Origin of the sequence: Marinobacter xestospongiae, assembly GCF_023156385.1 — a bacterium.
GTDB classification, from domain to species: Bacteria; Pseudomonadota; Gammaproteobacteria; order Pseudomonadales; family Oleiphilaceae; genus Marinobacter; species Marinobacter xestospongiae.
In genome coordinates, this window is the sequence record NZ_JAKZAK010000008.1 from 143289 (window position 1) to 166295 (window position 23007).

The 23007-nt window shown below is 62.0% G+C and carries 21 protein-coding genes; 16 read left to right on the top strand and 5 right to left on the bottom strand.

Going from position 1 to position 23007, the window contains the following annotated elements; translation table 11 throughout:
• Position 1 precedes the first annotated feature (1 nt).
• From MLD24_RS08010 to upp, 3 genes are read right to left on the bottom strand one after another with little or no spacing between them, the layout of a single operon-like run.
• Entirely contained in the window at positions 2–892 is an 891-nt protein-coding gene (locus MLD24_RS08010) for a class I SAM-dependent methyltransferase (protein WP_248165963.1), read from the bottom strand.
• On the bottom strand, positions 873–2129 hold the full coding sequence (locus tag MLD24_RS08015; protein ID WP_248165965.1) for a uracil-xanthine permease family protein: 1257 nt from the start codon (positions 2127–2129) through the stop codon (positions 873–875). Before MLD24_RS08015 ends, MLD24_RS08010 begins: the two co-directional genes overlap by 20 nt.
• 2 nt (positions 2130–2131) lie before the next feature.
• A complete protein-coding gene (gene upp / locus MLD24_RS08020) occupies positions 2132–2770 on the bottom strand; it encodes a uracil phosphoribosyltransferase (protein ID WP_227175464.1) in 639 nt (212 codons plus the stop codon).
• Positions 2771–2986: 216 nt separating this feature from the next.
• Here upp and flhA point away from each other — a divergent pair, with 216 nt between their 5' ends.
• From flhA to MLD24_RS08100, 16 genes are all read left to right on the top strand, one after another.
• Positions 2987–5152, top strand: a complete 2166-nt coding sequence (gene flhA, locus MLD24_RS08025; protein WP_248165967.1) for a flagellar biosynthesis protein FlhA — start codon at positions 2987–2989, stop codon at positions 5150–5152.
• A 58-nt stretch (positions 5153–5210) separates the two neighbouring features.
• The gene (gene flhF / locus MLD24_RS08030) at positions 5211–6551 is read left to right on the top strand and encodes a flagellar biosynthesis GTPase FlhF (RefSeq protein WP_248165968.1); all 1341 of its coding nucleotides are present in this window, start codon (positions 5211–5213) and stop codon (positions 6549–6551) included.
• Positions 6552–6646: 95 nt separating this feature from the next.
• On the top strand, positions 6647–7459 hold the full coding sequence (locus MLD24_RS08035) for a MinD/ParA family protein (protein ID WP_227175467.1): 813 nt from the start codon (positions 6647–6649) through the stop codon (positions 7457–7459).
• Between the two features lie 30 nt (positions 7460–7489).
• Positions 7490–8236 carry an RNA polymerase sigma factor FliA gene (locus tag MLD24_RS08040; protein WP_227175468.1) on the top strand — a complete coding sequence of 249 codons (747 nt, stop codon included), beginning with the start codon at positions 7490–7492 and terminating at the stop codon, positions 8234–8236.
• 231 nt (positions 8237–8467) lie between these two features.
• A complete protein-coding gene (gene cheY, locus MLD24_RS08045) occupies positions 8468–8851 on the top strand; it encodes a chemotaxis response regulator CheY (RefSeq protein ID WP_227175469.1) in 384 nt (127 codons plus the stop codon).
• An 18-nt stretch (positions 8852–8869) separates the two neighbouring features.
• Positions 8870–9673 carry a protein phosphatase CheZ gene (locus MLD24_RS08050; protein WP_227175470.1) on the top strand — a complete coding sequence of 268 codons (804 nt, stop codon included), beginning with the start codon at positions 8870–8872 and terminating at the stop codon, positions 9671–9673.
• Positions 9674–9686: 13 nt separating this feature from the next.
• Positions 9687–11849 carry a chemotaxis protein CheA gene (locus MLD24_RS08055; protein ID WP_248165970.1) on the top strand — a complete coding sequence of 721 codons (2163 nt, stop codon included), beginning with the start codon at positions 9687–9689 and terminating at the stop codon, positions 11847–11849.
• A 36-nt stretch (positions 11850–11885) separates the two neighbouring features.
• Positions 11886–13022 carry a protein-glutamate methylesterase/protein-glutamine glutaminase gene (locus tag MLD24_RS08060; RefSeq protein ID WP_227175472.1) on the top strand — a complete coding sequence of 379 codons (1137 nt, stop codon included), beginning with the start codon at positions 11886–11888 and terminating at the stop codon, positions 13020–13022.
• Positions 13022–13762 carry a flagellar motor protein gene (locus MLD24_RS08065; protein ID WP_227175473.1) on the top strand — a complete coding sequence of 247 codons (741 nt, stop codon included), beginning with the start codon at positions 13022–13024 and terminating at the stop codon, positions 13760–13762. The genes MLD24_RS08060 and MLD24_RS08065 overlap by 1 nt, the downstream gene beginning before the upstream one ends.
• Positions 13763–13804: 42 nt before the next feature.
• The gene (motD, locus tag MLD24_RS08070) at positions 13805–14587 is read left to right on the top strand and encodes a flagellar motor protein MotD (RefSeq protein WP_248165972.1); all 783 of its coding nucleotides are present in this window, start codon (positions 13805–13807) and stop codon (positions 14585–14587) included.
• 210 nt (positions 14588–14797) lie between these two features.
• On the top strand, positions 14798–15586 hold the full coding sequence (locus tag MLD24_RS08075) for a ParA family protein (protein WP_227175475.1): 789 nt from the start codon (positions 14798–14800) through the stop codon (positions 15584–15586).
• A gap of 57 nt (positions 15587–15643) precedes the next feature.
• Positions 15644–16687 carry a chemotaxis protein CheW gene (locus MLD24_RS08080; protein WP_344815622.1) on the top strand — a complete coding sequence of 348 codons (1044 nt, stop codon included), beginning with the start codon at positions 15644–15646 and terminating at the stop codon, positions 16685–16687.
• A 147-nt stretch (positions 16688–16834) separates the two neighbouring features.
• On the top strand, positions 16835–17323 hold the full coding sequence (locus MLD24_RS08085) for a chemotaxis protein CheW (RefSeq protein ID WP_227175476.1): 489 nt from the start codon (positions 16835–16837) through the stop codon (positions 17321–17323).
• Positions 17324–17398: 75 nt separating this feature from the next.
• Positions 17399–17791, top strand: a complete 393-nt coding sequence (locus tag MLD24_RS08090) for a DUF2802 domain-containing protein (RefSeq protein WP_248165974.1) — start codon at positions 17399–17401, stop codon at positions 17789–17791.
• 67 nt (positions 17792–17858) lie between these two features.
• A complete protein-coding gene (locus MLD24_RS08095; RefSeq protein WP_248165976.1) occupies positions 17859–20126 on the top strand; it encodes an ATPase, T2SS/T4P/T4SS family in 2268 nt (755 codons plus the stop codon).
• Positions 20123–21214: an ATP-binding protein gene (locus tag MLD24_RS08100; protein WP_248165978.1), complete on the top strand. Its 1092-nt coding sequence runs from the start codon at positions 20123–20125 to the stop codon at positions 21212–21214. The genes MLD24_RS08095 and MLD24_RS08100 overlap by 4 nt, the downstream gene beginning before the upstream one ends.
• Here the strand turns inward: MLD24_RS08100 and MLD24_RS08105 are convergent.
• The gene (locus MLD24_RS08105; RefSeq protein WP_227175479.1) at positions 21211–21543 is read right to left on the bottom strand and encodes an EscU/YscU/HrcU family type III secretion system export apparatus switch protein; all 333 of its coding nucleotides are present in this window, start codon (positions 21541–21543) and stop codon (positions 21211–21213) included. The two genes, MLD24_RS08100 and MLD24_RS08105, sit on opposite strands and share 4 nt — an antisense overlap.
• Complete coding sequence (gene fliK / locus MLD24_RS08110) at positions 21540–22892, bottom strand: flagellar hook-length control protein FliK (RefSeq protein ID WP_248165980.1); 1353 nt, start codon at positions 22890–22892, stop codon at positions 21540–21542. Before fliK ends, MLD24_RS08105 begins: the two co-directional genes overlap by 4 nt.
• Positions 22893–23007: the final 115 nt, after the last annotated feature.

The following is a 23007-nucleotide window of genomic DNA, read 5'->3' on the forward strand; positions in this document are numbered from 1 at the left end:
GTCAAACAGCAGTGCCCTGGAGTGTGTCCCGGGATGGCCCCGTCCGGGCTTCAATGACCCGCACCATGGGGTTGTCCCGACTCCGGGGGATCGCCAGGGTGTGATAGAAGTCCCTGGGGTTGTGGACGTTCGTCGCCGCAAACCCCAGGTTCTCAAAATGGCTGGCGGCGTGGCCGTCGTCCCGGAAATGGAAGCTGACCTGGCTCTGGGTCATTCCTCCGAGTACCTTGCTGAGTAGATCGATGCTGCCACGCAGCAGTGGCTGGGGTGGCAGCAGATAGCTGTCCGTGAGGTAGACCGAGCCGGGGCGTCGGGCGAGTGCGGTGGCAAGCCGTTGCCAGAAATCGCTGATTACCGGCAGTGAGAAGTAGTTGGTCAGACCTTCGGTCACCACAGTCACCGGGCCGCCGGCGTCGAAACAGCGGTCGATCACCGTTTCCAGGGCCTGCTCGCCGGATGGGGCCAGAATGTCGATGGGGGTAACCTGGTGATGGTGGCCAAGATGGCCGCTGGCTGCCAGCTTGGCGGACTTGCGCCGGGCCATGTCAGTCAGGTCGGCTTCCACCATGTGTAGGTTAGGGAAGCGTTGCCGCAGGCGAATGCCTCGCGGGGAAAGACCGCAGGCAATCTCCAGCACCTGGCAAGCGCCGTGCTGGCGGATGGTCTGTTCGATCAGATGATCAATGATCAGGTGGCGTTGCAGCAGAAAGGTTCGCAGGTTGCCGCCAGCAATCTGGCGGCTGACGGCTTCAAACGGGCTCATCAGCTGATAGAGCCATTTGCCCTGAACGGTGGTGAGGCTATCGTCGGAGAGCCCATTCCGGTGCCAGACGGCACCGGTGTAGAGGGCTGTGAAGCTGATACCGGAACTGTCAGTCGGCTTGGTGCTCATAGATGGCTTTTCCCCAGGCTTCCCTGTCGCCGGGCAGAACCAGGTTGAGCGCAATGGCGACGACCGCACACAGGGCAATGCCTTCCATGTGGCCGAGTACCATGCCGCCGATGCCGAACACCAATGTGACGCCGACAATCACCAGGTTGCGTGCTTCCGACAGATCCACCTGGTGGCGGATCAGGGAGTTCAGGCCTACCACGGCAATCGAGCCGAACAGCAGGCACAGGATGCCGCCCATCACCGGGACCGGGATGGTCTGCAGGGCTGCCCCGAATTTGCCGACAAAGGCCAGCACGATGGCAGTGACAGCAGCCCACAGCATCACCCGCGGATTGAAATTGCGGGTCAGCATGACCGCACCAGTCACCTCGGAATAGGTGGTGTTGGGCGGTCCGCCGAGCAGGGCAGCGGAACTGGTAGCGAGCCCGTCACCCAGCAGGGTGCGGTGCAGGCCGGGTTTCTTCAGGTAGTTCTTGCCAGTGACGTTGCTGATCGCCAGCACGTCACCGATGTGTTCGATTGCCGGCGCAATCGCTACCGGAATCATGAACAGGATCGCCGACCAGCCAAACTCCGGAGCCACGAAGTTGGGCATCGCCAGCCAGGGCGCTTCCAGAATCGGGGTGTAGTCGACAATGCCGGTGATGGCCGAGAGCACGTAACCGGTTACCACACCAAACATGATCGGAATCAGCCGGAACAGGCCCTTGGCCCAGACGGAGGCCACAATGGTGACGATCAGCGAGGCCATGGCAATCAGAATGGCGGTGTCGTAGGGCACCAGCTGGGCACTGCCGTCACCGGCGCGACCGGAGGCCATGTGCACGGCCACTGGCGCCAGGCTGAGGCCGATCACCATGATCACCGGGCCAATCACCACCGGCGGCAGCAGGCGGTTGATGAACCCGGTACCGCGGAGTTTGACCAGCCCGCTGAGGAGAATGTAGAGGATACCCGCAGCCACCAGGCCGCCCAGGGTTTCCTCCAGACCAAACTTGGTTTTGGCAGCCAGGATCGGTGCGATAAAGGCGAAGGACGAGGCCAGAAAGATGGGGATCTGCCCGCCCGTCACCAAATGGAAGATCAGGGTGCCCATGCCCGCGGTGAACAGCGCGACATTCGGGTCCATACCGGTGATCAGTGGCATCAGCACCAGGGCGCCGAATGCCACCAGCAGCATCTGCGAGCCGGCCAGGACCTGCCGCAGGATTCCGGTGGTTGAAGGGGACTGCATGTTCAGATGTCCTTTTGCTTGGTGCCGAAAATCTTGTCGCCGGCATCACCCAGGCCAGGCAGAATATACCCTTTTTCATTCAGGCACTGGTCAATGGAGGCCGTATAGATGGACACATCGGGATGGGCCTCCAGCACCTTTTCCACACCTTCCGGTGCCGCGACCAGAACCAGCGCGCGGATCTCGGTGCTGCCGGCCTTCTTCAGCAGGTCGATGGTACCGATCATGGAACCACCGGTCGCCAGCATCGGATCAATGATGATGGCCATGCGCTGGTCCAGCTCGCCCACCAGTTTCTCCAGGTAGGTGCTGGCTTCCAGGGTTTCCTCGTTGCGGACCTGGCCCACCACACTGACCCGAGCGCCGGGAATCAGACTCAGCACGCCATCCATCATGCCCAGACCGGCACGCAGGATCGGGACGATGGTGACTTTCTTGCCGGTGATCTGCTCCACCTTCACCGGACCTGCCCAGCCTTCGATGGTGGCCTCGTCGAGCGAGAAATCCTGGGTCGCCTCGTAGGTCAGCAGGGCGGACACCTCCTGCGCCAACTCACGAAAATTCTTGGTGCTGATATCGGCCCGGCGCATCAGGCCGAGTTTGTGGCGGATAAGGGGGTGTTTCACCTCGTGAATGGGCATGGCTCACCTACTGTGTTCTGGATTGCGGAAATTGGGGAAATATCGGCGCAAGGATAACGTATATCGCTGGGGGCGTCAGGCGTTGCCGCGCAATTGCGGGTAAGGAGTGGTACAGATATTGCGACAACGACAGGGAACGGCGCTTGGGCGTCAAATTTTCGACCGGATTTCGTTGCAGCGACGGCTGCGATGACAGTAAGGGGAGTATTACCGGGCATGGACCGAGCGCTAGTCCTGAACAACGTCAAATCCCTGACGCGGGGGAACCTGGGCATCCCTCTCATGCTGATAGCGCTGCTGGGCATGATGATTCTGCCCATGCCCACCTTCCTGTTGGATGTCCTGTTCACCTTCAACATCACCCTGTCCATCGTCATCCTGCTGGTGTGTGTGTACGCCTTGCGGCCAATGGAGTTTGCGGCTTTCCCCACGGTCTTGCTGGTGGCCACACTGCTGCGACTGGCCCTCAACGTGGCTTCCACCCGGATCGTACTGCTCAATGGTCATGCCGGTGGTGACGCCGCCGGTAAGGTCATCGAGTCCTTCGGCGCGGTGCTGATTGGCGGCAACTACGCGGTTGGTCTGGTGGTGTTTGCGATTCTGATGATCATCAACTTCATGGTGGTCACCAAGGGTGCCGGCCGGGTGTCTGAAGTCAGTGCCCGCTTCACCCTCGATGCCATGCCAGGCAAGCAGATGGCGATCGATGCCGATCTCAACGCCGGCCTGATCAACCAGGACGAGGCCAAGCATCGTCGCGAAGAGATTGCCCAGGAGGCCGACTTCTATGGCTCCATGGACGGTGCCAGCAAGTTCGTGAAGGGCGATGCCATTGCCGGGCTGCTGATCCTGCTGATCAACATCGTCGGCGGCGTGGTCATCGGTATGCTCCAGCACGGGCTGGATTTCACCACCGCGATGCAGAACTACGCCCTGCTCACCATTGGTGACGGACTGGTGGCGCAGATTCCGTCGTTGCTGCTGTCGACCTCCGCCGCGATCATGGTCACCCGGGTCACTACCTCCCAGGATATGGGCAGCCAGATCATCCAGCAGATGTTCAATGGGCCCAAGGCGCTGTCGATCGCTGCCGGCATCCTGATTCTGCTGGGCCTGATTCCCGGCATGCCTCACCTGGCGTTCCTGGGGCTGGGTGGCATTGCCGCCGCTGCGGCCTACTTCATCTGGCAGCGGGACCGACAGACCGTTGAGGAAGGCGGTGCCTTCCCGGCACGCGGTGGTGGCATGCCGGCACCGCGTCCGGGTGGTGATGCTCCCGGTGGTGCCGGTCCGGACCAGTCGTTGCCGGCGCCCACCGAAACCCGGGAACTGGGCTGGGAGGACGTTTCCACCGTCGATGTGGTGGGGCTGGAAGTGGGTTACCGGCTGATTCCGCTGGTGGACAAGAGTCAGGGTGGGCAACTGCTGACGCGGATAAAGGGCGTGCGCAAGAAACTGTCCCAGGACCTGGGATTCCTGATGCCGTCGGTGCACATCCGTGACAATCTGGACCTGATGCCCAACGTCTATCGCATCACCCTGATGGGGGTCACCATCGCCGAAGCGGAGATTCATCCGGACCGGGAACTGGCGATCGACCCCGGCCAGGTGTTCGGCAAGGTTGAGGGCATCGAAGGCAAAGACCCGGCCTTTGGGCTGAACGCCTGCTGGATCGAGGAAAGCAAGAAGGATCAGGCCCAGACCCTGGGGTATACCGTGGTGGATGCCAGCACGGTGGTGGCGACCCACCTCAATCAGGTTCTGCAGAAGCATGCCCACGAACTGCTGGGGCATGAAGAAGCGCAGAAGTGGCTGGATCAGCTGGAGAAGCTGTCACCGAAGCTGGCCGAAGAGCTGGTGCCGACCACGGTCTCCATCAGCATTCTGCTGAAGGTATTGCAGAGCCTGCTGAAAGAAGAGGTGCCGATCCGCGACATGCGCTCCATTGCCGAAGCCATCGTCAACCTCCATCCCCGCAGCCAGGACCCGAAAGTGCTGACCACAGCGGCGCGCCAGGCGCTGCGGCGGATGATCGTACAAAGCATCTGTGGCAACGAATCCGAGATTCCGGTGATCACCCTCGATCCGGAGTTGGAACAGATGTTGCTAAAGTCTCTGCAGCAGAGTCAACAAGCCGGCGGTGGCGAAGACATCGGGCTGGTGCTGGAACCGAACATGGTCGAGAAGCTCCAGCGCTCGCTGCAGGAGAGTGTGCAGCGCCAGGAGATGCTCGGGAAGCCCGCCATCCTGCTGGTATCAGGGCCTTTGCGGCCGGTGTTGGCGAAATTTGCCAGTTATGGCGTAGAGCGACTGCACGTGTTGTCCTATCAGGAAGTGCCGGATAACAAGCAGATAACGATTGTGGCGTCCGTCGGGCAGTGACAGAAAGTCGGCGTCAAATAGGTGACAGGGGTGGCCTGATCACCACGGAGGATGAATCATGAAGGTTAAACGGTTCTTTGCACCCACCATGGCCGAGGCGCTGAAGCTTGTCAGTGCCGATATGGGCCCGGACGCGGTGATCCTCTCCAACCGGAAGGTTGATGGCGGCGTGGAGATCGTGACCGCGTTGGACTACGACGAGAATGTGGCGCGCCAGCGTTTGGGGGAGTCGGCCGAAGAGGCCACCAACAGTGCCCGGCTGGCGGAATTGCAGGCAGATCAGCAGCGCAGGCTGGAAGAGGAGCTCAACCGCAGCAAGGCCCGGATCACCGAAGTCCGTGGCCACCAGTCTGAGTCCGTCCCGGCGTCGGCAGAGTCCGAGCCGGAAGGGTTTGTCGTCCGGGGACGGACGGATCTCGACTGGAATCTGCCGGAGCCTCAGCCGCAAACACGGCAGGTTCAGTCTCCGTCACAGCAGGTCCAGCACGATGAGCTGGCGGCGATGAAGGCGGAGATCCAGTCGTTACGGGACCTGGTGCAGGCACAGGGCGAGCAGCGCGCCAGCAGGTCGGAACCGGCTCCCGTGCAGCCCCAGCCGCAGCCGGCCCAGCACCGTCTGATGGAGCGGCTGCAGGACTTCGGTCTCAGCCATGATCTGGCAACAGCGCTGTCCCGCAGCCACGGCCGTGGTCGCCTGGAAGATGGCTGGAAGCAGGCGCTCAAGACCCTGGCCGCAGGCATCAAGACATCACGGGCAGAGTGGCTGGAGCAGGGCGGCATCTTCGCGCTGGTCGGCCCGACCGGTGCCGGCAAGACCACCACCATTGGCAAACTGGCGGCCCAGTATGTGCTGCGTCACGGCGCCGACTCGCTGGCGCTGGTGACCACTGACCGCTTCCGGGTTGCCGCCCATGAACAGCTGTTCGTGTTCGGGCGCATCCTCAACGTGCCGGTTCGGGTAGTGGATGACCGGCATTCCCTCGACGATATTCTGGCGGAGCTGTCAGACCGTCACCTGGTGCTGATCGATACCGCCGGCCTGAACCAGGGCGACAAGGGCTATCAGCAGCAACTGGCGGAGTTGGCGGGCAGCGATTATCCGATTCGCCCACACCTGGTGGTGTCCGCCACCAGTCAGCCCCGTATTATGAAATCCGTCTGGCATTGCTATAAGATGGCGGATCTTGCCGGTTGCGTAATTACCAAGCTGGACGAAGCGCTGACGCTGGGGGAATCCCTGGGGTTTGCCATGGAGACGGGGCTGCCGGTGGCCTATTATACCGATGGCCAGAAGATACCGGACGACCTGCACCACGCCGAACCGGCGACCCTGGTCCGCCAGGGTGTGGAACGGCTCAAGCAGGTACAGCGGGATGCGGTGGTGGCCGAGGGCGCCTGAGCTGTTACCGGCGTCGACCGTAGTCAGTATTCAAGTAAACCAGTCATCGGCATCCGCGGGTGCCGGACACTGATGGGCAAGAGACAAGACACAATATGAGCAAATCACATCCGGTTCAGGTGATCGCGGTTACAGGTGGCAAGGGCGGCGTCGGCAAGAGCAATGTCTCGGTGAACCTTGGCATCGCGTTGGCCCAGAAGGGGCGCCGGGTGGTTTTGCTGGATGCCGATCTGGGGCTTGCCAACATCGACGTTTTGCTGGGTATTACCGCCAACAACAATCTGTCCGACGTGTTGAATGGTGAGTGCGATCTCCGCGATGTCTTGGTAGATGGCCCAGGCGGCATCAAGATCGTGCCGGCATCCTCCGGTACCCAGAAGATGACCCAACTGTCACCGCTGGAGCATGCCGGCCTGATCAATGCGTTCAGTGAGCTGGGGGACCAGATCGACGTGCTCATCGTCGACACCGCAGCCGGCATTTCCGAGTCGGTGGTGAGCTTCCTGAGGGCCTCCCAAGAGCTGCTGCTGGTAGTCTGTGACGAGCCTACGTCGATCACCGATGCCTACGCCCTGATCAAACTGATGAACCGCGATTACGGCATCAACCGCTTCCGCATCCTGGCCAACCAGGTTCGCAATGAGCAGGAAGGGCGACACCTGTTCGGAAAACTCGCCCGGGTAACCGAACGTTTCCTCGATGTCGCGCTACAATACACGGGAATAGTGCCCTACGACGAAGCCGTTAAAAAAGCCGTGCAGAGACAGCGGGCCGTGCTTGATGCCTATCCCCGAGCCAAGGCCTCCCTGGCCATCAAGGCGCTGGCCGAGCAGGTGGACAATTGGCCACTGCCGTCCTCTCCCCGCGGGCACCTGGAGTTTTTTGTCGAACGGCTCGTTGAGGTCTGATTTATCCACCGTCACTGGTAAGCTGGTTACATGACATTGGCGAAGAACCTGGGATTATACCATCGCACCGGCGCCGGGCAGGCCCATCAACTGGTTGAGCGACATGCCCCGTTGGTCAAGAAGATCGCGCTTCACCTGCTGGCCCGGTTGCCAGATTCCGTGCAACTGGATGACCTGATGCAGGCGGGCATGATCGGCCTGCTGGAAGCTGCCCAGAAGTACCAGTCCACCAAGGGCGCATCGTTTGAAACCTACGCCGGCATCCGGATTCGTGGCGCCATCGTTGATGAAATACGCAAGGGCGACTGGGTGCCACGTTCGGTTCATCGCAACGCCCGACGTGTCGCCGAAGCCATCAAGGCGGTGGAGTCCCGCGAAGGCCGGGAAGCGCAGGACGTGGAAGTGGCAGCCGAGCTCGATATGAGTCTGGCCGACTACCACGCCTGCCTCAACGACGCCAGCAGCGGGCGACTTTTCAGTCTCGATGAACTCAATGAATCCGGTGAGGTGCCGATAGAGGAGTCAGACGGTTCTGACAATCCGCTGCAGGGCATCACCTCGGATGCCTTCCGCCACAGCCTGGCGGGTGCCATCGAAGAGCTGCCGGAGCGAGAAAAGCTGGTGCTGAGTCTTTACTACCAGGAAGAGCTGAACCTGAAGGAAATTGGTGCGGTCCTGGGCGTAAGCGAAAGCCGGGTCAGCCAGATTCACAGTCAGGCGGCGATGCGGCTGCGGGCCCGTCTGTCGGACTGGCAGAAAGCTGACGCGGGACACTAGATCCCTTGCCAGTGGCCATCTGCGGCGGGATTGATACTGATCATGGCCGGTGCCGAATAACCCGACAATCTGTGTAGAATTTGGTAACAGATGCTTTACAAGTCGGTGAAAGACAACACAATACAGGGTGTAATCCCGACAGCCTGCTAGAATTTAGTCGGGAGGCCGAAATCCTGAGGGGTCACGGCTGCCGGCCCCACGAATTCCGGGTGTTATTAACTGGAGGTCCCATTGGACAAAAACATGAAAATCCTCATCGTGGACGACTTCTCCACGATGCGACGGATCATCAAGAACCTGCTGCGTGATCTCGGGTTCACCAATACGGACGAGGCCGATGACGGCAACACCGCGTTGCCGATGCTCAAGAGTGGCAAGTACGACTTCTTGGTGACCGACTGGAACATGCCCGGCATGACCGGCATCGAGCTGCTCAAGGAAGTGCGTGCTGACGATAACCTCAAAACCCTGCCAGTGCTGATGGTTACCGCCGAAGCCAAGCGTGACCAGATCGTCGCGGCGGCCCAGGCCGGCGTGAATGGGTATGTGGTGAAGCCATTCACCGCAGCGGTGCTCAAGGAAAAGATCGAAAAAATCTTTGAACGAATTCAGTGACGGGTCGGACGCGCTCCTATGAGCAATAACAACGATGACGAGAAGGGCCTCGACCCGGAAGTAATCGAAAAGCTTCGGACTCAGGCCGCAGAGCTGGTGGAACAGGTCAATGCCGGCGATTACGCCCGCGCCATGGGCCTGATCAACGAGCTGAATGAAGTTCGCGACCAGAGCCTTTATCGGGAAGTCGGACGACTGACCCGCAGCCTTCACGAAGCCATTCGCAACTTCCAGATCGATCCCCGCAATGCCGAACAGCAGGAAGCCCTGTCCAAGATGACAGACGCTTCCGACCGGCTGGAATACGTGGTGCAGATGACCTCCAAGGCCGCCAACCGCACCATGGACCTGGTCGAAGACACCATGCCCAAGGCGATGGCGCTGAAAGAACAGGCGGCCTCGTTGCGAGACGACTGGCAGCGCCTGCGGCGTCGCGAGATGGAACCAGCCGAGTTCCGCGAACTGTATGGTCGGATCGATAACTTCTTCGTCAGTCTGACCGACGAAGCCGACAGCATCTACGGCAGTCTGTCCGAGATTCTGCTGGCACAGGACTTCCAGGATCTCACCGGTCAGGTAATCCAGAAAGTGACCGGCCTGGTGAAAGAGGTGGAAGACCACCTGCTGAGTCTGGTGGTGATGGCCAGTCATGTGGACCAGATCACCGGTACTGTCCATGACCTTTCCGAGGCGGAGCCGGCAGAGCCGGATGAGAAAGCCGCGGATCAGGGACATGGTCCCCAAATCAACGCTGCAGACCGCTCGGATGTGGTGTCGGGGCAGGACGATGTTGATGACCTGCTGTCCAGTCTCGGTTTCTAAGTGAGGGTAATGCATGGCATTCGATGCAGATGAAGAGATCCTTCAGGATTTTCTGGTAGAGGCCGGGGAAATCCTCGAAAACCTGTCTGAGCAGTTGGTCGATCTGGAGCAGAATCCGGATGACGGCGATCTGCTCAATGCCATCTTCCGTGGCTTCCATACCGTCAAGGGCGGCGCCGGGTTCCTCCAGCTGGATGCCCTTGTCAGTTGCTGCCACTCTGCCGAGAACGTGTTTGATACTCTCCGCAACCACAAGCGCCGGGTGGATTCGGAGCTGATGGATGTGGTGCTGCAGGCACTGGATAACGTCAACTCGATGTTTGATCAGGTCCGCAGCCGGGAAGAGCCAACGCCGGCGCCGGATGACCTGATCGCCGCGTTGGATCAACTGGCGCTACCGGCGGACCAAGCGCCGCCGGCGGCAGCAGAACCAGAGCCGGAGCAACCCGCCACCGAAGCTGAACCGGAAGCGCCAGAAACTGGCAACCAGGGGCAGGGCGGTGACATTACCGACCAGGAATTCGAGCAGTTGCTGGATGCGCTGGATGGTGAAGACGGTGCTGACGCCGCCAGCGGTGCAGACGACAGCCTAGGTGGCGCTGCCAGTGAGTCCGGCGGTGACGACGAGATAACCGACGACGAGTTTGAGGCGTTGCTGGATCAGCTGCACGGCAAGGGCCAGTTCAGTGGTCCGCCACCGGAGTCTGAACAGGAGGCCCCGCAGGAGGATGCGGCGTCCCCGGATTCGGGCAAGGGTGGCGACGATCTGATTACCGACGACGAGTTTGAACAGCTGCTCGACGACCTGCATGGCAAGGGCGGTGCGCCTACGCCCAAGGCGGACGCCAAGTCTGATGCCAATCCGACCGCTGACAAACCGGCTGAAAGTGCCAAGCCTGAGCCCAAGCCACAACCAAAGCCAGAGCCGAAACCGGCCCCCAAACCGGCGGCAGCGGCCAAGCCCGAGCCAGCCAAAAAGCCCGGTGGCGATGGCAACAGCCATCCGGCACCGGTGGCGGAGACGACGGTTCGGGTCGACACCAAACGGCTTGACGACATCATGAACATGGTCGGTGAGCTTGTTCTGGTGCGTAACCGCCTGCAGCGCCTTGGGGCGACGAGTGAAGACGAGAACATGCACAAGGCGGTCTCCAACCTGGATGTGGTGACCACCGATCTGCAGGCTGCGGTCATGCAAACCCGGATGCAGCCGATCAAGAAAGTGTTTGGCCGCTTCCCGCGGGTGGTGCGGGATCTGGCCCGCAGCCTGAAAAAAGAAATCAATCTGGTGATGCATGGCGAGGAGACGGACCTCGACAAGAACCTGGTTGAAGCCCTGTCTGACCCGCTGGTTCACCTGGTGCGTAACTCGGTGGATCACGGTATCGAGGCGCCGGATGTCCGGGAAGCCGCGGGCAAGCCCCGGGTTGGCCGCGTCACGCTGTCCGCCGAGCAGGAGGGCGACCACATCCTGCTGTCGATCGAGGACGACGGTGCCGGCATGGACCCGGAGAGACTGCGTGCCAAGGCGGTAGAGAAGGGGCTGTTCGATCAGGATGCCGCTGACCGTCTCACCGACAACGAGTGTTTTAACCTGATCTTTGCCGCCGGCTTCTCCACCAAGGAGCAGATCTCGGACGTGTCCGGCCGGGGTGTGGGCATGGACGTGGTCAAGACCAAGATCGGCCAGCTCAACGGCCAGATCAATATCGAGTCCAAGATGGGCAAGGGCTCGCGGATCATCATCAAGGTGCCGCTGACCCTGGCCATTATGCCAACGCTGATGATCATGCTGGGCGACCAGTCCTTTGCGCTGCCGCTGGTCAATGTGGTGGAAATCTTCCATCTCGACCTCAGCAAGAAGAACATCGTCGACGGCAAGGAATGCATCGTGGTGCGCGACAAGGTGTTCCCGCTGTTCCACGTCAAGCGCTGGCTGGTACACGGCGCGGCGGGCGAGCCGGACCCCACCAACGGCCATGTGGTGATTGTCGCCATGGGCACCAAGAAAGTCGGGTTTGTGGTGGATCAGCTGATCGGCCAGGAAGAAGTGGTGATCAAGCCCCTGGGCCGGGCATTGCAGGGTACTCCGGGCATGGCCGGGGCGACGATTACCGGTGACGGTCGCATCGCCCTGATTATTGATGTGCCCAGCCTGCTGCAGCATTACGGCTAAGGTGGCTCGAATGATGACTCTTAACGGGAGATGTAGATGACGGTTTCTGTTCTGGTCGTTGATGACTCAGGGTTTTTCCGTAAGCGACTGACTGAAATCCTCAATGCTTCCGGTAACATCAAAGTGGTGGGCGTGGCGACCAACGGTCGTGAGGGCGTGGAGCTGGCAGAACGCCTGAAGCCGGACGTCATCACCATGGATTACGAGATGCCGGTGCTGGATGGCATTTCGGCGGTGAAAGAGATCATGAAGCGCCGGCCGACGCCGGTGCTGATGTTTTCCTCACTGACCTACGAAGGTGCCCGGGTGACCCTGGATGCACTGGAAGCCGGGGCGGTGGATTTTCTGCCCAAGAACTTCGAGGAAATTGCCCGCGATACCAGCCAGCTCCAGAAGATCCTCAAGGATCGCATTCTGGATGTTGCCCGCAGCCGGCCCGGTGCCCGCACGGCCCCCGCACCGGAGCCTGCCCGTCGGCCTGCGCCGGCCTCACCTGCGGCCCGCCCGTCGGCCTCCGCTTCCCGACCTGCGCCTGCCACTCCATCACGGAGCCAGCCGGAACCGGCGGCACCCCGGGCCAGCGGCAAGCGCACTCCCAGCAAGCACTACAACGTGGTGGGCATCGGCACCTCAACCGGTGGCCCGATTGCCCTGCAAAAGGTATTGATGGCGTTGCCGGCGAGTTTCCCGGCGCCGCTGGTGCTGGTTCAGCACATGCCGGCCAGTTTTACCCCGGCCTTTGCCGATCGCCTCAACAAGCTGTGCCAGATTGAAGTCCGCCAGGCCGAAGACGGCGACATGCTGCGCCCCGGTGTGGCACTGCTGGCGCCGGGCGGCAAACAGATGATGATTGAGAACCGGGGTGGGCAGGGCCGGGTGCGAATCCTGCCCGGTGACGATCGCCTGAACTACAAACCCTGTGTGGATGTGACCTTTGGTTCCCTGGCACGCAGCTTCCCCGGCAAGACCCTGGGGGTCATCCTCACCGGGATGGGCGCGGATGGCAAGGAGGGCTGTCGGTTGATGAAACAGAGCGGCTCGGTCATCTGGTCACAGGATGAAAAGTCGTCAGTGATCTACGGCATGCCCATGGCGGTCGCCAAGGCGGGCCTGTCGGATGAGATCCTTTCACTGGAGGAAGTTGGGCCCCGCCTGGTTGAAGGTGTGAGCTGATGGATGTCTTGAGTCTGCTGGGTGTCATCCTGGCGTTTGCCGCTATTCTTGGCGGTAACGTATTGGAAGGCGGGGCGCTAAGCTCTTTGTTCAATGGTCCCGCCGCACTGATCGTGATCGGCGGTACCCTGGCGGCCACCATCCTGCAGACCTCCTGGCCGGTGTTGAAGCGGTCCTTCTCCCAGGTGCGCTGGGTGTTTATGCCGCCTTACATCGGCCTGGAAGACGGCATCGGCAAAGTCATCGACTGGAGCGTCAAGGCCCGCAAACAGGGGCTGCTGGGCCTGGAAGGGCTGGCGGAGCGCGAGCCGGAGCGGTTTGCCCGCAAAGGCCTGCAATTGCTGGTGGACGGCGCGGAAACCGATTCCATCCGCAGTATTATGGAAGTGGACCTGGAGTCCCGGGAACAGCGGGACCTGGACTCCGCCAAGGTGTTCGAAGCCATGGGGGGATACTCGCCCACCATCGGTATCATCGGCGCGGTGATGGGGCTGATCCAGGTCATGACCAACCTCGAGGACCCTTCCACTCTGGGCCGGGGGATCGCCACCGCCTTTGTGGCGACAATTTACGGCGTGGCGCTGGCCAATCTGCTGTTCTTTCCTGTTGCCAATAAACTGCGGGCCATCGCCCGGGAGCGCTCCCGCTACGAGGACATGATGATCGACGGCATCGTGGCGATTGCCGAAGGCGAGAACCCGCGTTCCATTGAGCTGCGACTGCGCGGCTTCCTGCCCTGAATTCCTGACACCCTGATAGTCCGACGGCAAGGTGGCTGAAGCATGAGACGACTGCGAAAAGCCGATGACGAACCCCATAACCGGGAACGTTGGCTGGTGTCCTACGCCGATTTCATCACCCTGCTGTTTGGTTTCTTCGTGGTGATGTACTCGGTGTCCTCGGTGAACGAGGGCAAGTACAAAGTGCTCTCGGATACCCTGACCGGGGTGTTCAACGCCCCCCAGCGGTCCCTCAATCCGGTGGAAGTGGGGCCGGAGTCGAACCCCGCAATCCCGGCAGACAGCCAGGCCGTCATTCCGCCGCCGGTGACGGAAGCGCCGGATACACCGGAGCGGGTCCCCGAAGATCGCAGCGACCGCTTGCGGGAAATGTCGGCGCGGTTGGCGCTGGAATTCGATGAACTGATTGATCAGGGCGTGGTCACCATGGAAACCAGCGACCAGTGGCTGGAGCTCAGCCTCCGCAACAGTCTGCTGTTCAGCAGCGGCGATGCCGAACCCCATTACGACGCCTTTGACCTGGTGGAGAAAATAGCCGACGTGCTCCGGGATACCGACAATGCGATCCGGGTTGAGGGGTTCACGGACAATCTGCCGATCCGTACCGGCACCTTTCCCTCCAACTGGGAGCTATCCGCGGCCCGGGCATCGGCTGTGGTCCGCATGCTGACGATGGAAGGTGTGGACCCGCGGCGACTGGCAGCGGTGGGTTACGGCGAATTTCAGCCGGTGGCCCGGAACGATACCGAGACGGGCCGCAAGCGGAACCGGCGCGTGGTGCTGCTGATCTCCCGCGACGCCAGCATCCGTGGCGCCATGAGGTAGCCGCCCGCTGTGGCGGCAGCCAGCTTCCTGGCAATTCTCCTGAAACCTGCTTTGCTGCTGATGATGGCCGGTGTCACAACGTGTCTTCAGGGTTGGCACGTTTCCTGTATTTATCCTTTAACAACAGTCGGAACAGGCAAGTTTTTGCCGCTGGGATTAAGTATGCCAGCTAACTGCCGATAGCTATTGAGAGTAACGGGAGAACGCATTGTGCGAATTTGGGCCGTAGCCAATCAGAAAGGCGGTGTAGGCAAAACCACGTCGGTGGTGACCCTCGGAGGGCTGCTGGCAGAGCGCGGCAAGCGGGTACTGGTGGCCGATCTCGATCCCCATGGCTCGCTCACCAGTTGGTTTGGGTATGATCCAGACACCATTGCCCACAGCGTCTTCGACCTGTTCCAGCACGAGGGCAAGGTGCCCGATGGCCTGCCGGCGCAGTTGATCACCGATACTGGCTGTCCCGGTATGTCCCTGCTGCCTGCCAGCACCGCTCTGGCAACGCTGGAACGGCGGATGGTCGGCGTAGAGGGCATGGGGTTGATCATCTCCCGCGCCCTGGCTCAGCTGTGGGATGATTTCGACTATGTGCTGCTTGATAACACGCCGTCCCTCGGGGTACTGATGGTAAACGCCCTGGCGGCGACCCAGCATCTGGTGATCCCGGTACAGACCGAGTTCCTGGCTATCAAGGGTCTGGAGCGGATGCTGCATACCCTGCAGATGGTGATGCGGTCCCAGAAGAACCAGTTGGCCTATACCATCGTTCCAACCCTGTTTGATCGCCGTACCCAGGCCTCGGTCAAGAGTCTGAACATGTTGCGCAAGACCTATCCGGACACCCTGTGGCGCTTTGCCATTCCGGTGGACACCAAGTTCCGGGATGCCAGCCAGTCCGGTCAGGTGCCGTCAGCCCTGGATGCTGAAACCCATGGCGTGAGGGCCTATCGGAGGTTGCTGGACGATTTGCTGGAACAGACAGGCGGCGCCGGGGAGCGTTAGAATGCAGTACGCAGTACCGACCGTGCCGGCCGCTGCCGGGGCAGGGGGGGCATAACCATGACGTCATCCCGCAAGACCGGCCTCGCCGATCCCGCCAGCGCCATTGCTGACTATCTGGATGATCTGCTCCTGACTGCCACCGATGCTGCCCGTCGGGAGGACGAAGCGTCCGCGCCGGAACCTGAGCCTGAACGCAAGCCCGAGCCCAAACCGGCGCCTCTGGCCCAACCTGGCAGGCCGGAGCCGCCGTCGCGCCCCCGTCAAAGTGCGCCGACGCGACCGGTGGAGTCCCAGCTCAAGTTTGATCGACCGCAGCCCGCACCCCGGCCTGTTGCCGAGCGTCCATTGCCCAAACCGGTGGCGATGCTGGCGACGGTCGCGCCCCAGACAAAGACCGGTACCGAAGCGCCTGCGCCAGCCCAACAGAAGCCCACTCCTGCGCCCCAGGCACGCAGCGAAGCGAAGCCGGTGACGGCACCGCCATCAGCGCCTGCACCTGCTGTCAAAACTTCGACGCCGAAACCAGCGCCGCCGGAGGCGAAAGCCAAATCACCGGCGCCGACCGAAGATACCCCGACACCGATGCCCAAGCAGGCAACGCCTGCCGAACCGGGTGGTGGTGAACCTGCTGGACGACCTGGCTGGTCAGAGTCGCCTTTCGAGTGCCTGATATTCCGGGTGGCCGGTCTGCAACTGGCGGTGCCACTGATTCTGCTTGGTGCCATTCACCGGCTGGAGCAGGGGGTCAAACCGATTCCTGGTCGGCCACCTTGGTACATGGGCATGTTGCCGGGCAAGGACCACAACCTGAAAGTGGTGGACTCCGCACAGTGGATCATGGCCGGCCGGGTGCCGCCGGATGCCCGTGACAACTACCGTTTCGTGATCCGCCTGGACAACAGCGACTGGGCGCTGGCCTGTGACGATGTGGCCCAGTCTTTTACCCTGAATCCGGATGAGGTGCGCTGGCGCACCTCACGCAGCAAGCGGCCGTGGCTGGCGGGTACCGTGAAAAAACAGATGTGTGCGCTGATCGATGTGGGCGCCATGGCCGAGCTGTTGGCACGGGCGGAACGGGAACATCAGCTCAAGCTCGACTAAAGTGATAGGGAACGGGAGAATACCGTTACCGATTGATACCGTGGCGTACTGGCACGGTTTGTGCCCTTAACTATAGTATGGGCACTGATGATGGTTTTTTGACGATCAGGTTGCCCGCAGGGGTGGCCTTCCAGGAGACGTAACACTATGGCATCCCAAAGCGGACAACAGAATCAGTCCCAGGACGATCAGGTACTCCAGTATGTGACGTTCCGGCTGGATGATGAGACCTACGGTATCGATGTAATGCAGATCCAGGAAGTCCTGCGCTACACCGAGATTGCGCCGGTACCGGGAGCCCCGGACTACGTGCTGGGCATCATCAACCTGCGCGGCAACGTGGTCACAGTGATCGACACCCGGCGCCGGTTCGGCCTGGCCGACGCGGAAGTGACCGACGCCACCCGGATAGTGGTGATGGAGTCTGCCAACCAGGTGATGGGCATTCTGGTGGATTCAGTGGCGGAAGTGGTGTACCTGAAAGCCAGCGAAATTGAGACGGCACCAAACGTGGGTAACGAGGAAAGCGCCAAGTTTATCCAGGGTGTCTGCAACAAGAACGGCGAACTCATCATCCTGGTGGAGTTCGACAAGATGCTGTCCGACAGCGAGTGGGCTGAAATCGCATCACTCTGAGGCAGGGTTTCCCGAACCCGCCCGGGGTTGTCCGATGAAGCCCGCCACGATCGGCAAGGTGGAGGACAACCCGCTATGAACGTTGATTGGATGACTTACGCGCCCTGGCTGGCCACTGCGGTGGTGGCAATTGCTCTGGTGGCGCATGCCGTCGTAACCCAGCGCCAGCTTCGCGCCCTGCAGACACAGCTCAAGCAGCGTTGCGACACCCTGGGGCGGGAGCTGCATGCCACCGGCAGCGGCAGCATGGGCGTAGGCCAGCGGGTGGTGGAATGTGAGCGTCGCCTGCATGAGCTGCGCAGCACCCTTGATGAAATGCGTCAGAATGACCCGCTGCGGGTTTCTTATGACGAAGCCTCCCGCCTGGTTGAACTCGGTGCCGATATCGACGATCTTATGAATACCTGCGGAATCTCCCGACCCGAAGCGGAGCTGGTGTCGGCGCTGAACAAGAAACGCGCCGCCTGATGGACCGGGGCCAGTTGTTGTCAGGGTAGATTTCGCACGCTGTCCTCACTGACCCGAGTCCATACTGATGTCACTAAGCCCTACCAAGGTGGAGGCCCTGGCCTCCATTCCGCGAACCGAATTTGTTGCCTCCCCGGATCTGGCCGCCTCGATCTCCGGCCATTCCATCCCCCCGGAGCCGCTGGTTCGTCATCTCCTGAAAATTCTGCCGCCGTTCTCCCGGGAGCAGGTGGTCATGCACATCGGCGGCGGTGCCGGTTACCTGGCGGCGGTGCTGTCCCGACTGGTGGCACAGGTGGTGTACGTAGAGCGGCAGGCGGCGATTGCCAACGCCGCCACTCGACGCTTTGAGAAGCTGAGCCTCGACAACATTGCAGTACGGATCGACGACGCCCGGCCGGGTTTTGATCCGGGGCAGACCTTCGACGTGATTCTTGCCACCACCTTTCTGGAGGACTGGGACTTCCTGATCCCCTGTCTGGCCGAGGGCGGTGTGCTGTACGCCCTGGAAGGTCGGGAGGGGCCGGTGCCCGGGTTGGTTATGCTGCGGCGGAACCGGGAGCGGTTGGTGCGTCAGCGCACTCTGGGCTGGCTGGACTTTGCCCGTACCACCGAGCAGATCCTGATGGATATGGGCGTTATCGACCGCAAGGCGCTGAAAATGGCCAAGGCCCAGGCCGCCAGCGGCAATCGTCGCCTGCTGGATGTGCTCCATGGCCAGCTCCATCTGGAAGATCGGGAACTCTACGCCAACCTGGCCCGTCAACGGGGGATACCCTTCGTTGAGGCCGATCTGGTGATGAACCAGCTCGATCACCGGCTGTTTGGCCGCTTTTCCCGAACCTTTCTCGATCTGTCCCGGTTGATTCCGCTGTGGACCGACGCTGACGGCCTGGTGGTGGCCACCGATGACCCGGATGCCCGCAAGGAACAGTTGGAGCGCATGAGTGGCGACCAGGCCGTGCGGGTGGTGTTGGTAACGCCAACAGACTATCGCCGGCTCTGGACCACGCTCGACCTGTCGGAGAAGGGCAGTCGGTTTGCCTCCGAGCATGCCGGTTCAGGCGGTCGTAGCGAGTCTCACGATGCGGTACTCGGTGACAGTCAGGAAGCTGGCCATATCAGCCCCTATCTGGTGTCGATCTACGAATCCATCCTGCTGGAAGCTGCCAGCGAGAAAGCCAGTGACATCCACATCGAGCAGTACGGTGACCAGGTTCGGTTGCGTCTACGGGTGGATGGTGAATTGCACGACCTTAACCAGTACCAACTCTCTGACCGTGAGCTCAAGGGGCTGATTAACGTCATCAAGCTGCGGGCGGAGCTGAACATAGCCGAGCACCGGTTGCCACAGGGTGGACGTTCGCGCCTGCGACTGGCGGATCAGGAATACGATCTGCGGGTCCAGACCCAGCCGTCGCTGCACGGCGAGCATGTGGTGATCCGCCTGCTGCCCCAGACCGGCCGAGCCATGACCATTGCCGAACTGGGCATGTCGGCGCGTATCGGCGCCCACTATGAGCGGCTGCTGGCGAACCCGTCCGGCCTGGTGCTGGTGGTGGGGCCGACCGGCTCCGGCAAGTCGACCACCCTTTACGCCGGCCTGCAGACCCTGGCGGACGATGGTCGTCGGAAGGTGATCACCGTGGAAGACCCGATTGAATACTCCATTGACCGGGTCCAGCAGACCCGGGTGCGCAGTGAGATCGGTTTCGGGTTCTCCGATGCCATGCGGTCGTTCGTGCGCCAGGACCCGGATGTCATCATGGTGGGAGAAATCCGCGACCAGGAAACCGCCCTGGAGGCCATTCGCGCCTCCCAGACCGGTCACGTGGTGCTTTCCACACTGCACTGCAACGACGCGGTGGATGCCCTGCAGCGGCTTTACGATCTGGGCATTCACCCCAACTCCATTGCCGGTGAGCTGATGGCGGTAATTGCCCAGCGGCTGGCGAAACGGATCTGCGAGCAGTGTCGCCAGCCCGCGGACGCCGATCCTGCCATCCTGGCGGAGCTTTTCCCCACCGGCACCCCGGACAACTTCCACTGCTTTGAGGGCAAAGGCTGTGCCGCCTGCAACGGGCGGGGCACCCGTGGTCGGGTGGCGGTCATCGAATACCTGGAGGTAGACGCGGATATCCGCAACGCCATTTCCGGCCAGCCCCCCATCGGCGAGATGCGCTGGCGGGCGCTGGACGGCGGACTGGTGACCATGCGCGACAGCGCCCTGGATCACGTGATTGAAGGCCGGATTCCGTTGTCGGAACTGCCGCGAATCCTGCCGCGCGAACGCATGGCACCGGAAGTCCGTGGCGGACGGAGGCAAACACAATGAGTACCGAGCAGTCTATCCAGCGGCCACCGGCAGAGCAGACCTACCGCCATGAACTGGAGCGCCTGAAAGCCCAGGATACCGGCCAGTGTCCACCGGGCTGGTTGTTGTCGCCCGCCATGGTGGAGCGTTTTATCCTCGGCGATGAAGGGCTGCGGGTCAGCCGCAAGTTTGTGTCTGACCCCGGCCGGGTACGCCGGATTCTGGTGTCATTGTGTACCCACCGTGGCTGCCTGCTGGTGGGAGAGCCCGGTACCGCCAAGTCCTGGCTCTCGGAACTGATTACCGCTGCGGTCTCCGGCCAGTCGACCCTGACCCTGCAGGGTGGTGCCGTTAACCGGGTTGACCAGTTGCTGTACCGCTGGAACGACACCATCCTGGCGGAACGCGGTCCCTGCCGGGAGGCGCTGGTACCCAGCCCGCTGTTGCGGGGTATGGAGCGGGGGCAGTTGGTCCGTTTCGAGGAGCTGGCCCGGTGTCCGCAACCGCTGCAGGACGCTTTGTTATCAATTCTGTCTGACCGGGTTGCCATTGTGCCGGAGCTGCCGGGGGCGGACGGCGTTATCCAGGCCCGAGGAGGGTTCAACGTGATTGCCACATCGAACTCGGTGGATGAGGGCCTCTTCCGCATGAGCGCGGCGCTGAAACGCCGGCTGGACTTTGAGGAGATCCGGCCCATTGCCCGGGTGGAGGATGAGATTGAAGTGGTGCAGCGGGAACTGGCTTCCCATAACCGCCGCGCCGGCATTGAGCCAAGCCTGGACCCGGGGGTGATTGAGGCGCTGGTGACCCTGTTCCATGAGGTCCGCAACGGCCAGACCCTGGATGGGCGCAGTACTGACCGCCTGGCTGGCGCCGCGTTGTCGACGGCGGAAGCGGTTTCGGTGGCCCACGCCACCTGTCTGCATGCCTGTTACTTCGGCGACGGCCAGATGACGCCGGAAACCCTGATGCACCACCTGGTGGGATCGGCGTTGAAAGACCAGCCGGACGATCGTCGCCGTCTGCGACACTACTTTGATACCGAGGTGGCTACCCGCAAAGGCAAGGTCTGGGGCGCCCTATATCGCTATCGTGACCTGTTGAGTTAGTCCTGGGCTCCTTGCCCCGATTCGGCGTTTCTGGAGCCTGTCGACGCGGCGCCACCGGCGTCTTCCGGGGTTTTGCCCTGCAGGTTGAACGCGAAGGCCAGGATCTCGGCGATGACCCGGTACAGGGTTTCGGGGATTTCCTCGTCCAGCTCGAGCCGGCCGAGAATACCGGCCAGCTCCGGGTTCTCGTACAGCGGGACGCCGTGTTCACGGGCGATACGGATGATTTCCTCCGCCAGTTCGTGGGTGCCGGTGGCACTGACCGTTGGCGCCTTGCTGCCGTCGTACCTGAGGGCAACGGCGGTTTGAGGCGTGGTTGTCTGGTTCATGCGCGGATATCCACCAGTCGATGTTCCAGCTGGGTTCTGGCGCCTTGCGGCTTGCCCTTGCGGCAATCCAGGTCCAGCACGTCGAGGCCCAGGTCGCGGAAGCCCTGGCGCAGTTGCGGCAGCTGGTCTTCCACCCGGGTCAGAGTCTGACTGCGTTCCGCCCACACCCGGGCGGAGACCTGTTCCTGCTGCAGCGCCACTTCAAAGTACAGTGGCCCCATCTCATCCAGATCCATGGCAAGGGAAAAACGCCATTGTGCGATGTGGCGTTTGCCTTCGCGGTTCTGGTCTTCGCGATCCCGCGCCTCGTGCTCAATGCGCAACTGGGCCAGCCGTGGCTGCTGTTCGGTATTGAGCCACGGCAGTTCCAGCAACCAGGTCGCGGTTGGCGCCGCGGCGGCCCCATCGGCGGTGGTGCGGGTGGTCAGTACCTGGCTATGGAGTTGGTTGACGGTCACCCGGTTCAGCATGCCGGCCAACAGGCGCAGCATCTGGCCTACCGGCATAGGCTCCTGGCGGCCGGTTGCCGGTGGTGCCGGCAGCGGCTGGGGGAACTGCAGCGGAGATTGCACCAGTTCCGGGCTGGCCAGCGGCGTCAGACGACGGAACTGGCCAGCGTCGCTGCCCTGTTCTGCCAGCAGGGTGCTGACCACCCGTACCAGAGCCAGCTTGAGATCGGGGACCTCCTGGCTGCCACCGCGAGCCAGCCTCGCTTCAGCAAACAATCCGCTCTCGGCCAGCCATTGCCGCACCTGGGGCGCGAGGGTCTCCTTGCCGCCGGCCTGGCTCAGACTCTGCTGGCTGGGAAGTCGCGCGATGACCTGCTCAATGGCCTGGCGGACGGGGACAGGCAAGAGCGGTTGCTGGGCGCCGGGCAAACCGGACTGGCTGCCAGGGCCTGATGACGGCGGCGGTTGCAGCAGCCGCACCAGCTGGGCCAGCCCGCTATCCAGTCGTTGCTGCCAGGGCAGCCGTTGCGCCAGTGCCTGGGCAATGCGTGCTTCCGCCGGCGGTGCCAGTTTACCCAGCAGTTGCAGTTCGTTGCCCGCGCGCATCACCTTGACCAGATCGCCCACGGCCAGTTGGGTCTCGCCAATGGCGGCATTGACGGTCAGCGGCTTGCCGCGGATGTCCAGCAACAGTTGCTGGCTGGCACCCTGTTGCTGGTTAAGGATGCGGGTGACCTTCGCCAGGATTTCGGCGCGATTGGCCAGTTGCAGCCGGTCCAGCTGGGCACGGGCGCTGTCTGCGGATGTCGCCGGGGCGGTGTCGCCCGCCGGTGCCGTTGTCGCGGGCTTGCCGGCTGGGGGCTCAGGGCTGGGCGGAGTTGGGCTGGTAGGTAGTTTCATCGTGACCAATTGACTTCAGACAAAAGCAATCTCGCCCGCGGTTCGCTATAATGCGCGCGGCTGGCGTACCACCGGGAATGGACCCGAACGGCCGGCTCCGATGTTGATTCCGGTT

Excerpts from the sequence above, each read along its gene's own strand:
- flhF (WP_248165968.1), top strand. The coding sequence starts at position 5,211 with ATGAAGGTTAAACGGTTCTTTGCACCCACCATGGCCGAGGCGCTGAAG.
- MLD24_RS08010 (WP_248165963.1), bottom strand. The coding sequence starts at position 892 with ATGAGCACCAAGCCGACTGACAGTTCCGGTATCAGCTTCACAGCCCTC.
- MLD24_RS08095 (WP_248165976.1), top strand. The coding sequence starts at position 17,859 with ATGTCACTAAGCCCTACCAAGGTGGAGGCCCTGGCCTCCATTCCGCGA.
- MLD24_RS08015 (WP_248165965.1), bottom strand. The coding sequence starts at position 2,129 with ATGCAGTCCCCTTCAACCACCGGAATCCTGCGGCAGGTCCTGGCCGGC.
- MLD24_RS08040 (WP_227175468.1), top strand. The coding sequence starts at position 7,490 with ATGACATTGGCGAAGAACCTGGGATTATACCATCGCACCGGCGCCGGG.
- upp (WP_227175464.1), bottom strand. The coding sequence starts at position 2,770 with ATGCCCATTCACGAGGTGAAACACCCCCTTATCCGCCACAAACTCGGC.
- MLD24_RS08105 (WP_227175479.1), bottom strand. The coding sequence starts at position 21,543 with ATGAACCAGACAACCACGCCTCAAACCGCCGTTGCCCTCAGGTACGAC.
- flhA (WP_248165967.1), top strand. The coding sequence starts at position 2,987 with ATGGACCGAGCGCTAGTCCTGAACAACGTCAAATCCCTGACGCGGGGG.
- motD (WP_248165972.1), top strand. The coding sequence starts at position 13,805 with ATGAGACGACTGCGAAAAGCCGATGACGAACCCCATAACCGGGAACGT.
- fliK (WP_248165980.1), bottom strand. The coding sequence starts at position 22,892 with ATGAAACTACCTACCAGCCCAACTCCGCCCAGCCCTGAGCCCCCAGCC.
- MLD24_RS08100 (WP_248165978.1), top strand. The coding sequence starts at position 20,123 with ATGAGTACCGAGCAGTCTATCCAGCGGCCACCGGCAGAGCAGACCTAC.
- MLD24_RS08080 (WP_344815622.1), top strand. The coding sequence starts at position 15,644 with ATGACGTCATCCCGCAAGACCGGCCTCGCCGATCCCGCCAGCGCCATT.
- MLD24_RS08060 (WP_227175472.1), top strand. The coding sequence starts at position 11,886 with ATGACGGTTTCTGTTCTGGTCGTTGATGACTCAGGGTTTTTCCGTAAG.
- MLD24_RS08035 (WP_227175467.1), top strand. The coding sequence starts at position 6,647 with ATGAGCAAATCACATCCGGTTCAGGTGATCGCGGTTACAGGTGGCAAG.
- MLD24_RS08055 (WP_248165970.1), top strand. The coding sequence starts at position 9,687 with ATGGCATTCGATGCAGATGAAGAGATCCTTCAGGATTTTCTGGTAGAG.
- MLD24_RS08065 (WP_227175473.1), top strand. The coding sequence starts at position 13,022 with ATGGATGTCTTGAGTCTGCTGGGTGTCATCCTGGCGTTTGCCGCTATT.
- MLD24_RS08090 (WP_248165974.1), top strand. The coding sequence starts at position 17,399 with ATGAACGTTGATTGGATGACTTACGCGCCCTGGCTGGCCACTGCGGTG.
- MLD24_RS08085 (WP_227175476.1), top strand. The coding sequence starts at position 16,835 with ATGGCATCCCAAAGCGGACAACAGAATCAGTCCCAGGACGATCAGGTA.
- MLD24_RS08050 (WP_227175470.1), top strand. The coding sequence starts at position 8,870 with ATGAGCAATAACAACGATGACGAGAAGGGCCTCGACCCGGAAGTAATC.